This window comes from Limosilactobacillus pontis, assembly GCF_002940945.1.
Lineage (GTDB): Bacteria > Bacillota > Bacilli > Lactobacillales > Lactobacillaceae > Limosilactobacillus > Limosilactobacillus pontis_A.
Genome location: NZ_PNFV01000001.1, coordinates 262,295 through 276,376 on the forward strand (window position 1 = coordinate 262,295; position 14,082 = coordinate 276,376).

The 14,082-nt window shown below is 51.4% G+C and carries 14 protein-coding genes; 5 read left to right on the top strand and 9 right to left on the bottom strand.

Annotated features, from left to right (window positions below; genetic code table 11):
• The first annotated feature begins 147 nt into the window (after positions 1 to 147).
• Positions 148 to 2,751, top strand: a complete 2,604-nt coding sequence (locus CK797_RS01260; protein WP_225365001.1) for a YfhO family protein — start codon at positions 148 to 150, stop codon at positions 2,749 to 2,751.
• Between the two features lie 59 nt (positions 2,752 to 2,810).
• On the opposite strand, the gene CK797_RS01265 is transcribed toward CK797_RS01260, so the two are convergent.
• The 9 genes from CK797_RS01265 to CK797_RS01305 form a co-directional block, all read right to left on the bottom strand.
• Positions 2,811 to 3,203, bottom strand: coding sequence for a HesB/YadR/YfhF family protein (locus CK797_RS01265; protein ID WP_104688007.1), 393 nt, complete (start codon positions 3,201 to 3,203; stop codon positions 2,811 to 2,813).
• 252 nt (positions 3,204 to 3,455) lie between these two features.
• Positions 3,456 to 3,932 carry a transcription elongation factor GreA gene (gene greA, locus CK797_RS01270; RefSeq protein WP_104688008.1) on the bottom strand — a complete coding sequence of 159 codons (477 nt, stop codon included), beginning with the start codon at positions 3,930 to 3,932 and terminating at the stop codon, positions 3,456 to 3,458.
• A 66-nt stretch (positions 3,933 to 3,998) separates the two neighbouring features.
• On the bottom strand, positions 3,999 to 4,652 hold the full coding sequence (gene udk, locus CK797_RS01275) for a uridine kinase (RefSeq protein WP_104688009.1): 654 nt from the start codon (positions 4,650 to 4,652) through the stop codon (positions 3,999 to 4,001).
• 72 nt (positions 4,653 to 4,724) lie between these two features.
• On the bottom strand, positions 4,725 to 5,075 hold the full coding sequence (locus CK797_RS01280) for an endolytic transglycosylase MltG (RefSeq protein ID WP_104688010.1): 351 nt from the start codon (positions 5,073 to 5,075) through the stop codon (positions 4,725 to 4,727).
• Between the two features lie 69 nt (positions 5,076 to 5,144).
• Positions 5,145 to 7,562 carry a phenylalanine--tRNA ligase subunit beta gene (pheT, locus tag CK797_RS01285; protein WP_104688011.1) on the bottom strand — a complete coding sequence of 806 codons (2,418 nt, stop codon included), beginning with the start codon at positions 7,560 to 7,562 and terminating at the stop codon, positions 5,145 to 5,147.
• 6 nt (positions 7,563 to 7,568) lie between these two features.
• Positions 7,569 to 8,615, bottom strand: a complete 1,047-nt coding sequence (gene pheS / locus CK797_RS01290) for a phenylalanine--tRNA ligase subunit alpha (protein ID WP_104688012.1) — start codon at positions 8,613 to 8,615, stop codon at positions 7,569 to 7,571.
• Between the two features lie 293 nt (positions 8,616 to 8,908).
• Entirely contained in the window at positions 8,909 to 9,247 is a 339-nt protein-coding gene (locus CK797_RS01295) for a winged helix-turn-helix transcriptional regulator (protein WP_104688013.1), read from the bottom strand.
• A gap of 14 nt (positions 9,248 to 9,261) precedes the next feature.
• The gene (locus CK797_RS01300) at positions 9,262 to 9,768 is read right to left on the bottom strand and encodes an HD domain-containing protein (RefSeq protein WP_104688014.1); all 507 of its coding nucleotides are present in this window, start codon (positions 9,766 to 9,768) and stop codon (positions 9,262 to 9,264) included.
• Between the two features lie 87 nt (positions 9,769 to 9,855).
• On the bottom strand, positions 9,856 to 10,623 hold the full coding sequence (locus CK797_RS01305; RefSeq protein WP_104688015.1) for a TrmH family RNA methyltransferase: 768 nt from the start codon (positions 10,621 to 10,623) through the stop codon (positions 9,856 to 9,858).
• A gap of 207 nt (positions 10,624 to 10,830) precedes the next feature.
• Here CK797_RS01305 and CK797_RS01310 point away from each other — a divergent pair, with 207 nt between their 5' ends.
• The 4 genes from CK797_RS01310 (at position 10,831) to CK797_RS01325 (ending at position 13,993) form a co-directional block, all read left to right on the top strand.
• A complete protein-coding gene (locus CK797_RS01310) occupies positions 10,831 to 11,007 on the top strand; it encodes an acylphosphatase (protein WP_263851277.1) in 177 nt (58 codons plus the stop codon).
• A gap of 101 nt (positions 11,008 to 11,108) precedes the next feature.
• On the top strand, positions 11,109 to 12,065 hold the full coding sequence (gene yidC, locus CK797_RS01315) for a membrane protein insertase YidC (RefSeq protein WP_104688016.1): 957 nt from the start codon (positions 11,109 to 11,111) through the stop codon (positions 12,063 to 12,065).
• A 56-nt stretch (positions 12,066 to 12,121) separates the two neighbouring features.
• Positions 12,122 to 12,532 carry a peptide deformylase gene (locus CK797_RS01320; RefSeq protein WP_104688017.1) on the top strand — a complete coding sequence of 137 codons (411 nt, stop codon included), beginning with the start codon at positions 12,122 to 12,124 and terminating at the stop codon, positions 12,530 to 12,532.
• 144 nt (positions 12,533 to 12,676) lie between these two features.
• On the top strand, positions 12,677 to 13,993 hold the full coding sequence (locus tag CK797_RS01325) for an MATE family efflux transporter (RefSeq protein ID WP_104688018.1): 1,317 nt from the start codon (positions 12,677 to 12,679) through the stop codon (positions 13,991 to 13,993).
• Positions 13,994 to 14,082 lie beyond the last annotated feature (89 nt).

Below are 14,082 nucleotides of genomic sequence, written 5' to 3' on the forward strand. Positions count from 1 at the left end.
TAACGTAAAAATAATACTCTTTATTTATGAAAAAATGAACACTAAACTGCCATGATTTACTTAAATTTAATTCTTGGAGGACGACTTCTCTGCTTAGAACGTTATATAATATTCAGCAATAACCATAAGAGGAAAGGAATTCTTTTCGTGAATCGTCTGAATTGGAAAAAACAGCACACATTGATTCTGATCGGGAGCTTCTTGATCCCGGTTATCCTTATGGGAGCCTACTTTGCCTACCGGCAGATGGCCCCCTTTGGTCCAAGCAGCCTGTTGACAGTCGACCTCGGTCAGCAGTACGTCGACTTCTTTGCTTACTTTCGCAACTTGATCCTTCACCATCCGGGGAGTCTCTTCTACTCCTTTAGCAAGGGGCTGGGCGGAGAAATGCTGGGTACCAATGCCTACTACCTCTTCAGCCCGCTCAACTTGATCCTACTCTTCTTCCCAGGCAAGTGGCTGACCAGCGGGGTAATGGCCCTCACTATCATCCGCTATGGACTAGCGGGAATGACCATGGCCTGGCTGCTCATCAAGACCGGGCTTCAACAAGGTTATCGGATCTGGGCCTTTAGCACCGCCTACGCCCTCAACGGTTGGATGATCGCTAACCAGCTCAATATGATCTGGCTCGACGCCCTGATTATCCTTCCACTGATTATCTGGGGCCTGCTCCGTCTCATTCATGACCGACGCCCGGGAACCTATATTGCATGGCTGGCGGTCATGATGGTCGATAACTACTACATGGCCTGGATGATCTGCCTATTCACCATCCTTATCGTTGCCTGGCAGTTGCCGACGTTGCCAGATTGGCGGAAACGGGGGAAAGCCTGTGGGATCTATCTGGCGAGTTCCCTAGCCAGCGCCGGGATCGCAGCCATTACCCTTTTGCCAACCATCTATGCTTTGACGACCAGCAAGGGAACCTACACCGAAACCATAATCAGCAGCAAGTTTGAGTACCAGCCGATCAAGATGCTCGGCAAGCTGGTCCCCGGATCGTTTGACTTCAGCCAGATGCCCAGTGGTCAGCCTAATATTTATATTGGTATGCTGCTGATCATCGGGGCGGGGCTATACTTCTTTACTCGCCGTATCAAGTGGTCTCAACGCCTCGTTGCCGGTCTAATTACCGTCTTCTTCATCCTATCGTTTTGCTATGAGCCCCTGGATCTTCTCTGGCATGCCGGACAGTTCCCGGTCTGGTACCCGTATCGGTTCTCGTTTCTCTTCGCTTTTTGGTGTATCCTGCTTGCCGCCCAAGTCCTTCAACCTGACTTCCAGCTCCAGTGGCCTGGGGCCCTGACCGTCCTGGTATTGAGCGGATTCATCTTCTGGGTGACTGGCCGGCTGAAGCTTTCCTACCTTACGACTAGTCAGCGGCTTATCGGTCTGGGCTTTGTCGTGGTTGCGCTGGCTTCCATTATGATTGCCCGCCGCAATTCTCCCCGGCTGTACGACTTTTTGATCATCCTGGTTGTGGTCTGCGATGTAAGTACCGCCGCCTTTACGAGCCTCAACAAGATTGCCTACGTTTCCCAGGCCGAGTTTGGCAAGTACACCCAGCAACTTGATACGGCCAGCCAGCAGTTGAAGCACCATGACCACGGTTTCTACCGGGTTGCCAAAACTTTCATGCGAACCAAGGATGACCCGATGCAGGGAGATTTCTACTCCGCTGACCATTTTGGCTCCACCCTGGAACCGCCAATTCCAGCCTTCATGGGGGCAATTGGCCAACCGGCTGGCGATGGTTTTGTCAGCTATGACAACGGGACCCAAGTCAGTGATGCCTTGCTCGGCTTTAAGTACACAATGACTGCCCGGCACCATGGAATAATGGCTGGCGACCAGATCATGCCCCCATCTGGCTACCGGCCCGACTGGCTCCAATTGCCCCAGGTTGGCCAAACCAAGATGATCACCAGTCGCCAGAATCCGGCCGCCCTGCCGATTGCCTTCGGGGCCAGCTCGGCAATTTTCCAACTGGGCAAGGCCACCCTGGATCCGTTAAGCTACCAGTCACAGATCTTCCAGGCACTAGCTGGTCGGCCAATCAACCAACCCCTGTTTAACGTTCAGAATTTTACTGCCGTCCGCTTTGAAAACGTCCAAGCTGCTCACCAGATCACGGGAACAGCTTTCCGCAAACAGAACCTTCTCAAGCCAACCGCCATTAAACTGAAGTTTATCCCGCCAACTAACGATTCCTACTACCTCACCCTTGGTCCCGAGGTCAAGGATAGCGTCAGCATTAGCATGAACCGCCGTGACTTCAGCCAATACAGCACCTACCGCGACACGGTGGTGATCAATCTAGCCCGTCACCAGAAGGGAAAACCGGTCACCGTCACCTTCCGACTCAAGAAGACCAGCGTCTGGTTGCAGAACGTCAGTGTCTACCGGCTCAATCAGCGGGCCTTTAATGCCAGCCTGAAGACTCTCCAGCGATCACCGCTGAAAGTTCAGCATACCACCCCAACCAGTATCAGCGGAACAGTCAAGATCCACCAAGGCCAGTCAGCCCTAATGACCACTATTCCGGCGGCCACGGGCTGGCACGTTCGAATTGACGGCCACAAAGTCCAGCCGCGAACCGTGATCGGCACATTCATCGCCCTGCCGATCACGACCGGAACTCACCGGGTGGCATTCTACTACCGGCCACCATACCTGATTCTCGGCGCAATCATAACTGCCGTCAGCCTCACCCTAACCTGCTACCTCATCCGACGTCAACAAAAATAAAAATGCAGCCATCCAGAACTATCCTAGATGGCTGCGTGGCATTTTAAAAGGCAAGTTTCCTAATGTTCATGCTGAGAAGCCCCGGTTGAGGCATCAGCCTGGTTATCGGCGTGGTCATCCTGGTCACTGGCTAGTCCAGCAACGTCTGGTGCTTCATCCCCATCCTCATGCTGGAAATGAAAGACCAGACCGGCGTCGTTGGCGTCTACAGTCGTAATCAGGCGAGTGAAGAACCACTCATCAACCTCGTTGACATGGTAGTTGATCCCGTCCTTAACCACCTCTAACACGGGGTCGATCGGGTGGTTGTCTTTGGCAAAGGCTTGGGAAAAGCCATGGTGAACCTCGGTGCGCCCGTAGACCTTGCCGTAGAACTTAATCCCATCGCCTGGCTTTAGGTCCATCTCATCCTTAAACCACTGATTAGCGGCATCGGTAATAATTAACTTCATGCTTAAATCCCCTTTACTCGTTTCACTAGTCTAATGATAGCACTTTCATGATTTTAACTGTACCATCTGAGCACCAAAATACCAAGGATTCTGCCTATAAGAATGGCCTGTAACATAAGTATTGTTTCTTTGATTAAGCACGAACAGTGTAGTACACAAATAGGCCTCCAGTGCCCAGCAAAGCTGAACAGTGGAAGCCTATTTGTGCTTAGGGGACGTGATAAATGACTTCTGTCACGGTCCCTCATAAAATTACTTGACGTCTAAGATCTTAACCTTCATTGTTCCGTTTGGAATATCGATGGTTACTTCTTCACCAATCTTATGACCAAGCAGCCCCTTGGCCATCGGTGATTCGTTAGAGATCTTGCCGTTGATCGGGTCAGATTCGGATTCACCAACGATCGAGTAGGTCTCGGGATCTTCGTCCGGCAGCTCTTTGATCGTGACTTCCCGACCCATGGAAACCTCATCCTTGGCTACGTCCTCGTTATCAATGATAACGGCGTATTGGAGCATGTTCTCGATCTGGGCAATCTTACCCTCAACCATTGCTTGTTCATCCTTGGCAGACTCGTACTCTGAATTTTCGGAAAGGTCACCATAGCTCCGGGCGATCTTGATTCGCTTGATAACTTCTGGACGGCGCTTCATCTTGTAGTCTTCCAGTTCCGCCTCCAGCTTTTGTTTTCCTTCAAGGGTCATTGGAAATTCTTTTTCTTCAGCCATCTAAAAATTCACTCCTCATAATTTATACAGTGGCTACATTACCATTCTGCTGTTGATTTGTAAACTCTATTGTAGGGTGTGGCCCCGCTTGACCAGAATATCACGGACCTTGGTCGTCAAAATATCAATGGCCACCCGGTTTTCGCCCCCTTCGGGCACAATGATATCCGCGTAGCGCTTCGTCGGTTCCACAAACTGATGGTACATCGGCTTGACCGTGGCCAGGTACTGGTTGATCACAGAATCCAGGGTCCGGCCTCGTTCAGCCATATCCCGTTTGATCCGGCGAATAATTCGGATATCATCATCAGTGTCAACATAGACCTTGATATCCATTAACTTCCGCAGGCGCTCGTCATCCAGGATCAAGATCCCCTCTAAGATGATGACGTCCTGAGGCTCGACATGGATGGTCTCAGCAGACCGAGTGTACTGGGTGTAATCATACACTGGCATCTCAATCGCCTTGTTATTGCGCAGATCGGCCAGCTGTTTGATCAACAGGTCGGTATCAAAGGCCAAGGGATGGTCATAGTTGACTGCCTTCCGTTCAGCCATCGTCATATCAGCCTGGTCATTGTAGTAAGTATCCTGGGTAATAATTTGGATGGCCTGCCCATGCAATTGATTATAGATTGCCTTGCTGACCGTGGTTTTTCCACTCCCGGACCCACCGGTAACACCGATGATAATAGGCCGCCGCTGTTCTTTTGTACTCATTCTCTGTTTACTGCTCCTCTAATAAAATTAATCTCAAATAGTATATAGCACTCTGCCGGTCACGGCAATCCCCTAACGCTTTTTTGCAGCACGATTCTGCTGAAGAGTGGCCGTCATCTCGGGGACAGTAGACGCCCGCGTCAGACGAAACTTACCAGCCTTCACCCCATGGGTCTTATGGGTCTGCAGATAGTAATCAAAAACAAACCGGCTACGAACCAAGCCGTGTTCCTTCAAGATTGCCGCTACCCGGTGGTCAGTCGCCCCGGCCGGAATCACTACCGTCACCCGCCGGTGGTCACCCTCATCCACGGCTTGCAGTGCGTAGTTGAAGTATTGGTGAATAGCCAGACCAGCAAGGACCAAAACCACGATTAAGCCGAGAACCAGGCGGTTTTGCCGCTTCAATCGATCATCATTCAATTCTTTGCCTTCTTAAAATACAAATAATGTGGGACCAACGCATCGCGGAGTCTCACATTATTGTTAGCCTTAACGAATTTCCGCTGCCAGAGTGTCCTTAAGCGCCGTAGTAACCTTCTCAAAGGCCGCGTTGACCTGGTCCTCGGTTAAGGTGTCGTGGTCATCCTGATAGGTCAGTGTGTAGGCCAGGGACTTCTTACCCTTTGGCAGATGCAGGCCGCTATAAACGTCAAAGAGATGAACACTCTTCAGGAAGGCACCACCCCGTTTATTGATGATGTCCATAACCATTGCATTAGTAATGTCGTCATCAACCAAGAGGGCAATGTCCCGAGTGATTGATGGATACTTGCTGACTGGGTGGTACTCGTTATCAACCTTTGGTGCCGCAATTAAGGTTTCAAGGTTCAGCTCAAAGACGTAGGTTTCTGGAATCTTATAAGCCTTAGCGGTGCTTGGGTGAACCTGGCCGAGGAACCCGATCAGCTGACCATCCAGCAAGATGTTAGCCGTCCGGCCGGGATGCATTTCGGCCCGGGACTGGTCAGCCATGTAGGTCACCTTTCCAGCGAGGCCCATGTTGTGGAGATAGCGCTCAATAATTCCCTTGACCTGGAAGAAGTCCACCGGCCGATCCTTATGGTGCCAGTCATTAGCCAGCAGCTGACCAGTGATTGCTCCCGCGAGGTGTTCCTGTTCCTCGGGACGCTCACCACCCTTTGGCAGGAAGACCCGCCCCTCTTCATAGAGAGCCACGTTATTGACGTTGCGGGAAACGTTGTAGGCAATATCAATCAGAAGGCCACTGATGATACTCATCCGGGTAGCCACGTGATCAGAACTCATTGGGAAGTCCAGCTTCATCGGTTCAGCAACCGGATCGATCTGGAACTGCTTGGCTTTGTCAACCGTGGTCAGAGAGTAGCTAATTGCCTGGGTCAGCCCCATCCCCTCGAGGTCGTGGCGGCTAGCACGGATAAAGCGTTGCCGCTCGGTCAGGCCGCCCCGGTTCCGGGTCATCACCGGCAGAGTTGACGGTAAGTTGTCATAACCGTAGATCCGGGCAATCTCTTCGTAGAGATCTGCGGCCACGAAAATATCCCAACGCCGGGCCGGAACTGTGACTTCGACTTGATCGTCATCCTTGACGTCAGCGGTAAAGTGCAGCCGAGTGAAGACGTCTTCAACGTCTGCCATCGTTAAAGCGGTGCCTAGCACATGGTTAACCTTAGACAGTGAAAGAGTGATCTGCTTGTCAACGGCTGGTTTTTCACTACCAGTAACGATCCCCTTTGTTACCTGGCCACCCGCCAGTTCCTTGATCAGTTCAGCGGCTTCGTTCAGGGCTGTTTCAACCGTGGCCGGGTTGATCCCCCGCTCAAAGCGCATTGAGGACTCGCTATGCAGGTCCAGACGCCGGGCCTGTTTCCGCACCATAACTGGGTCGAAGATAGCGGCTTCTAGGGCCACCGTGGTCGTCTGGTCGCTGACGGCAGTTCCCTCACCACCCATTGTTCCAGCCAGAGCAACCGGGTGATCGTCAACCGTAACCATGATGTCATTAGCCTTGAGGGTCTGTTCGTCCCCGTCCAGGGTCGTGAACTTCTCACCTTCACTGGCGTGGCGAACCCCAAAGTTGTGCCCCGGCAGGCGGTCATAGTCGTAACTGTGGAGGGGCTGACCGTACTTCAACAGAACATAGTTGGTAACGTCAACCACGTTGTTGATTGGCCGGATTCCGGCGTTCCAGAGGCGAATCTGCATCCAAAGCGGACTGTCAGCAATCTTAACCCCCTTAATTACCCGCAGCTTGTAGGTTGGAGCAATGTGCTGATCGTCAACCTCGGCACTCACCAGATCGCTGGTTGCCTGGTCGCCATTTTCCTCAACCGGCAGCTCCTTGAAGTGCGGCTGCAGCTTATAGAAGGCAGCAATATCGTTGACGTTGCCATACATACTCAACATATCCCCACGGTTAGGAGTGACATCTGTGTCGATGATTGTATCGTCCATTCCTAGATAGCCGAAGACTGGGTCACCCTCCTTGGCGTCATCCGGCAGGAAGTAAAGACCGGCTGCGTAGTCCTTTGGAGCAATCTTATCGCTAAAGCCGATCTCTTGAAGGGCGCAGAGCATCCCATTAGATTCAACCCCACGAATCTTGCCACGCTTGATCTTGACATTGTCAGCAATCCGGGCACCATTCAAGGCCACAATGACCTTCTTGCCAGTCTGAACGTTTGGCGCCCCACAGACAACTTGAATCGGCTTTTCAGCGCCGACGTCAACCTGGCAGATGTGCAGGTGATCGGAGTTCGGGTGATCTTCCATGGTCACTACCTTACCGACCACGATCTTCTTTAACCCGTCGTCTAGTTGGTAAACGTCGTTGATATCAACTGACGTCCGGGCAATTTTTTCCGCAAGCTCGCGTGGCGCAACGTCCAGGTCGAGATATTCCTTTAACCATTGGTATGATACTTTCATCTTACATTATCCTTTCTCGTCGAATTGATTTAAGAACCGGACATCGTTTTGGTAGAAGTTCCGAATATCGTCGACCCCGTACTTCAGCATGGCGAACCGGTCAGGGCCCAGTCCAAAGGCGAAACCGCCATATTCCTCGGGATCAACGCCAGACATCTTGAGGACGTTAGGGTGGACCATTCCGGCACCGAGAACCTCAATCCAGCCGGTGTGCTTGCAGATGGCACAGCCCTTACCCATACAGTTGAAACAGGTAATATCGGCCTCAACAGATGGTTCAGTGAACGGGAAGTAGCTTGGCCGCAGTCGAACGTTCAGCTTGTCGCCAAACAGTGCCTGGGCAACCGTTTCAAGAGTCCCCTTTAGATCGGCCATCGTGATGTGTTTACCGACAACCATCCCCTCAATCTGGTTGAACTGGTGGCTGTGAGTTGCGTCGTCAGTATCGCGCCGGTAGACTTTCCCGGGAGAAATCATCTTCAATGGTCCCTGGCTGAAGTCGTGCTTCTCCAGCATCCGGGCCTGCATCGGTGAAGTCTGAGTCCGCATCAAGACGGACGGCGTGACATAGAAGGTATCCTGCATGTCACGGGCGGGGTGGTCTTTTGGCAGGTTCAGCTTCTCGAAGTTGTAGACTTCCTGTTCAACCTCGTCACCAACTGCGACCTCGTAACCCATGGAGACGAAGAGATCCACCACTTGGTCGATGATCTGCTGGATGACGTGGGGCTGACCCTGCGCCACTGGGCTACCGGGCAGGGTAACATCGACTGTCTCAGCTGCCAGTTCTGCGTTCAGCGCGGCCTGTTCCAAGGCAGCCCGCTTTTCTTCGATAGCCGCCGTCAAGTCATCACGAACCTTGTTGGCAAATTGACCAACCTTAGGCCGTTCCTCGACACTGATGTCCTTCATTCCCCGTAAAACACTGGTGATGGGACCCTTCTTCCCTAGCATTTTGACCCGGATCTCATTGATTTTCTTGAGGTCTTGTGAGTTTTCAATCTCTTGTAATCCTTGCTGGCGCAGGTCAGCAAGCTTCTCTTTTAATCCCATGCTTTCAACTCCTTTGTTCAAATAAAAAAAGCCTCATCCCATTAGGGACGAAGCTTCGCGGTACCACCCTAGTTTACGGGCACTTACCCATACACTTAAGTTGATCAATAACGGTGATCGACCGGAATACCATTACATATCGGCTCGGGAAGTGAAATTCACTGGATCAGGCTGACCACCGCTTGCAGAATCCTGGTGGCTCTCTGGCAACCCTTGCCGGTTACTAATTTCCGTCATCGCTTTTTATTATATTAATCATTCTAATGACTCGTCTGGAATTGGTCAAGCCCCAATTAGCACCACTTGTCGCTCCATCTATGAACTGCATTCATCACTGGTGCTAATTCGCGGCCCCGTGTTGTCAATGAATAATCAACTCGACTGGTTCCCGGATAGGTGTTCCGCACGATGATCTGGTCATCCTCCAGTTCCTTTAAACGTTCACAAAGAACCCGGTCACTGCACTTGCTGACGCTGTTGGCAATGTCCTTGAATCGTAAAGTGTCTCTTTCCAGTAAGACTTCGATAATTAAGCCGTTCCACTTTTTACCTAGCATCATGAAGGTTTGCGTGAACTTAGGACATAATTGACAACCACCATCCGCAACCGGTGTACTAGCTTCGTGTTGCATATGATGTCTCCTTCCTACCAAATTGTCCGCATCCGGCGCTTCTTAATCCGGCGACGAAGCTTGGCCCGCAACGGACTAAAGAATTCGTGCTCTGCTTCAAAATCATCAACCAATGAAACAATTAGACTTTCTGGGTACCGAGGCACAGCGAGTGTTGCTCCAAACATGTGCTTTAAGATAATATCCTTCTCCACCTTGTTTAGCGGCGTAATCTTCTCCGCGTTCCGCAATGCAACCCGTGGATGAATAAAGGCATGGGTCCCCAGGTCAAACTTTGTCGTCCGCCAATCATAGTAGAACAAATCGTGGAGCAAGCCGGCCCGGGCAACACTCCGGTAATCAAAATGGAGTCGTTTGGCAATCTTATAGCTATCGTAAGAAACTGCAATTGAATGCTGCAAACGATTCGAATGGTGGTGCTGGGTATAATTAGCCAGCTTTTTGACAGCGGGCTGGGCCAGCAGGTCAGAAATAATTGAGACGTATTCTTGATCATTGCGCCACTCATTCTTTGATTTCATGTAATACCCCTTTTCTATTGGTTACCATCATCATACATGATGGCCGGCCAAAAATAAATCATTTTGTCTTATCAAAAGTAAGCAAATTTACTGGTTCAGCTGGAACATCAGGATTCCCGCTGAGATCGCCACGTTTAGCGATTCTGCCTCTCCGCGCATTGGGATGTAAAGGTTATCGCTAGTGGCGTTAAGCAATGCCGAACTCATCCCCTGACCCTCGTTACCCATAATCAGGGCAAAGGTCTTGCCGGGGTGAACATCCCGGAAATTTTTAGCCTGGGGATTCAGCTGGGTACCGTACACCGGCGCCCCGTTTGCCTTAAAATCAGCAATCCATTTTTCAAGATCACCTTCAAATAGCTGGAGGTGAAATTGGCTTCCCTGCATGGAGCGAACGACCTTGGGGCCGAACAGGTCGGCAGAACGATGCCCAACGACGACGCCAGTGAAGCCTGCAGCGTCCGCCGTTCGGACCATGGTTCCTACGTTGCCCGGATCCTGAACCCGGTCTAGAAATAACCAAGCTCCGGTCAGTGGCTGCGTGGGAACCCGGTGGGCATCCGGCAGGTCAACAACGGCTGCAATCCCTTGTGGTGTGACCGTGTCGGTAATGTGCTTCATGATCTCCATGGTCACGGTGTAGACCGTATCCGCATGTTCAAACAGGTCACGATGCGCAGCCAGTTGATCGGCTGTCCCGATCAACTGATGGATTGCCACCCCAGCTTGAATTGCCTCATTGACTAGGTGCCAGCCGTCCAACAAATAGCAACCGGTCTGCCTGCGGAATTTCTTGGTGGAAAGCTTTTTCCAATCCTTAACGTGCTGATTGTGAATCGATGTTAATTCTTCCATAAGTTAAACTACCCTTCCTCTTACAACAATTATACCATGTTATGGGTGTACAATATTCTTAACTAATCGGCGGCTTTTATAATTTTTCATTAAGGGAGGTGACCACGATGATCAACGTTCAGCTCACCATCAGCGGTCAAGTCCAGGGGGGTCGGCTTTCGCTGGGGCACCCTCCAACTGGCCCAGCAACTGGGTATCACCGGCTTTGTGCGCAACCAGACCGACGGAACAGTCTACGTCGAAGCTCAGGGACCAGCTAAAACAGTAGCAGCCTTCATTCGGGCACTAGCAGCCGGTCCTACTCCTTACGCCGTTGTTGATCAAATCAAGCAGGTCTCCGGTTCTCTCACCAACTACAGCAATCAGTTCACCGTCCGCCGCTAATTATCGGTAGGTGGTGGCTTTTCGACTCGGTTTAGAGTAAGATATGTACTGTTTATCCATATTAACCGAATTAAAAATTAACACAAGGAGAATTATACTGTATGAAACATAAACGCCTTACAGTTGTCGGCTTGATGACAACGATGCTCCTGCTGCTCAGCGGATGTGTCCGGACAACCAAGAGTGGTCGTCCTTACGGCTTTGTCTATGATTACATGGCCAAGCCGATGCAGCACCTGATGGAATGGCTGGCTAGCCACCTGGGAAATAATTACGGCTGGGCAATAATCGTAATCGTGGTGATCGTCCGGACAATCCTGCTGCCGGTGATGTTCTCACAGATGAAGAAGTCGACCATTACCCAGGAGAAGATGGCCCGCGTCCAACCCTTGATCAAAGAACTGTCCGCCAAGCAGAAGGCTGCTAAGACACCTGAGGAACAGGCCGCAGTCAGCCAACAAATGATGGCCCTTTACCGGGATAATAACATCAGTCTGACTGGGGGAATCGGCTGCTTGCCATTACTGATCCAGTTGCCAGTCTTTGCTGCCCTCTATGCCGCTATCCGCTACTCACCAGACCTTTATCATGCCACCTTCTTCGGAGTTGCCTTGGGGAAGCCAAGCTTTATCTTCGCGGTTCTATCCTTTATCGCCTATGCTGTTCAGAGCTACCTTGGCCTGGTCGGCGTTCCGGAAGAACAGAAAAAACAAATGAAGATGGCCATCTGGCTGAGCCCATTCATGACCTTCTTCATTTCGCTGACCTCCTCAGCTGGTCTGGGACTCTACTTCTTCATCGGTGGACTCTTCGCAATTCTGCAAACCCTGATGGTCAATGCCTACCGGCCACGGATCCGCAAGCAGATTGCCGAAGAGGCAAAAAAGCACCCGATCAAGAAGCCAAAAGCCCCTGCTTCAACCAAGTCAAGCACCGGGGACACAAGTACGGCCGCCGCGATCGACCAGCTTAAAAAGCCAAACCCGGCTAAGCAAATGGCTCAACGCAATCGTCAGCGTAACGCTGGCAAGCAACAGCATCATAAGTCTAATAAGTAGTATATCAAAAGGACTGGAGAAGCATCTTCAGTCCTTTAATTTAAGGAGGAACCGCCATGATCAAACCAATCATCACCGATATTCAGCAGCTCCGGCAGCCATCCACTACTGCTAGCAGAGCCGACCTGACCTTAGCTATTGACCTCAAAGACACCCTCACCGCTCACCAGGACCACTGCGTCGGCATGGCAGCCAATATGATCGGCGTCCAAAAGCGAGCTATCATTGCCCAGCTCGGTCCCCTGCCGGTCGTAATGTTCAACCCCATTCTCACCAAAAAAAGCCGGCCATACCAAACTAAGGAAGGCTGTCTCTCGCTGACCGGTCAGCGGACTGCAACCCGCTATCGGCAGATCACCGTACAGTTTTTCAATGAACACTGGCAGCGTCAGCATCTAACCCTGACCGACTTTGCCGCCGAAATTGTCCAACACGAGCTTGATCACTGCAATGGAGTGATCATTTGACGGCCTGCGGATATGAAAAGTCGGCTAGAATTTGATAGGATATGAATGAAATAAGGATTGCAGAATCGCCGGGTTTTGCCACAAAATTGCAGTTCCCAAACAGGCGTCCGCTCGCGGGGGATGGGAACAAATTGGAGGAATAATATGAATTCAACACAAGCAATTCGGGGCGAGGTCCGCCATTATGTTGTCCGAAATGTCGTCGCCACCCTGGGAATGTCACTCTACGTCCTGATTGATACCCTCTTCATCTCGATTGCCGCTGGAGCACTGGGGCTGACCACCCTCAACCTGGTTCTTCCCCTTTTTAACGTTTTCAACGGGGTTGGCCTCCTGCTGGGCGTTGGCGGGGCAACAATCTTTTCGCTCAATAAGGTCCTCCATCCGGAACGGATCAAGGATCTCTACAGCCAGCTGATCATCTTTGCAGCGACCCTAGGCATCGTCCTGGCGGTCCTGCTCAATGTCTTCGCAACCCCGGTCGTCAACTTCCTGGGTGCCGACGATCAGACCCGGCAGATGGCTATTATCTACCTGCGAATCTGCGCCTGGTCTGGCCCCCTTTACATGTGTAACTATATATCCATTAACTTCATCCGTAACGATGGGAACCCAACCCTAACCATGAAGGCTACCCTGACGGAGACGCTCTCCGTCATCGTGATTGACTGGTTCTTCATCTTCGGTTGTGGGTTGAAGATGGAGGGGGCCGCCCTAGCGGTGCTTTTTTCACCACTGATCAGCCTGATTGTTCTTTCCCGTCACCGTCACTTTGCCGGCCGTCAGCTCCAGCTTCACTGGGCCCGGCCCCAATTGGTCAATCTCGGTCGCTCGGCAAAGCTCGGCGTGGCTGCGGCCCTCAATGAACTCAGCACCGGAGTCAGCATCTACTTCTTCAACCACGTCCTGCTACAACTAGCCGATAACTATGCAGTGGCGGCTTACGGGGTGATCTCCAACATTGCCATTGTGGTCCTGGCGATCGCAAACGGGGTGGCCCTCGGTGTCCAGCCAATTGCCAGTCGGGAGTATGGTCAACGACACTTTGCCAATGTTGAAACGGCGTTGAAGATGGGTACCCTCATCACTCTCCTGCTGGCAACAATCAGCTTTGTAATCTTAGTAACCTTCAAGCTGCCGATCATTGAACTCTTCAACACCGCTCACTCTGCCCAGCTGGTTAGCTACGCCCGGGTGGGACTGCCGATTTACTTTACAAGTGCCTTCTTCAGTGCACTCAACCTGCTCTTTATCCTCTTTCTGACAGCGATCAACGCAGCCCGGGCATCGTTTACCCTCTCCATCTTGCGGGGGTATATCATCCTGCTACCCACCATCCTGATCCTTGCCACCATGGTCGGAATCAACGGGGTTTGGGCAGCGGTACCCGTCACCGAGTTTCTGGTCTGCATCATCGCAACCTTATTAGTTCACCAACGGATCAAACAATTTAACGCATAAGAAAATCGCAACCCCTGGCCAAGCCAAGGATTGCGATTTCATTTTTAAATTAAAGATTGAGGTGATTCTTCCTGACTGCGTGCCGGTAG

Bases quoted from the DNA above. Each gene is read 5' to 3' on its own strand.
- greA (WP_104688008.1), bottom strand. From the start codon at position 3,932: ATGGCTGAAGAAAAAGAATTTCCAATGACCCTTGAAGGAAAACAAAAG.
- pheS (WP_104688012.1), bottom strand. From the start codon at position 8,615: ATGGGATTAAAAGAGAAGCTTGCTGACCTGCGCCAGCAAGGATTACAA.
- CK797_RS01320 (WP_104688017.1), top strand. From the start codon at position 12,122: ATGATCAAACCAATCATCACCGATATTCAGCAGCTCCGGCAGCCATCC.
- yidC (WP_104688016.1), top strand. From the start codon at position 11,109: ATGAAACATAAACGCCTTACAGTTGTCGGCTTGATGACAACGATGCTC.
- CK797_RS01300 (WP_104688014.1), bottom strand. From the start codon at position 9,768: ATGAAATCAAAGAATGAGTGGCGCAATGATCAAGAATACGTCTCAATT.
- CK797_RS01325 (WP_104688018.1), top strand. From the start codon at position 12,677: ATGAATTCAACACAAGCAATTCGGGGCGAGGTCCGCCATTATGTTGTC.
- CK797_RS01265 (WP_104688007.1), bottom strand. From the start codon at position 3,203: ATGAAGTTAATTATTACCGATGCCGCTAATCAGTGGTTTAAGGATGAG.
- pheT (WP_104688011.1), bottom strand. From the start codon at position 7,562: ATGAAAGTATCATACCAATGGTTAAAGGAATATCTCGACCTGGACGTT.
- CK797_RS01305 (WP_104688015.1), bottom strand. From the start codon at position 10,623: ATGGAAGAATTAACATCGATTCACAATCAGCACGTTAAGGATTGGAAA.
- CK797_RS01295 (WP_104688013.1), bottom strand. From the start codon at position 9,247: ATGCAACACGAAGCTAGTACACCGGTTGCGGATGGTGGTTGTCAATTA.
- udk (WP_104688009.1), bottom strand. From the start codon at position 4,652: ATGAGTACAAAAGAACAGCGGCGGCCTATTATCATCGGTGTTACCGGT.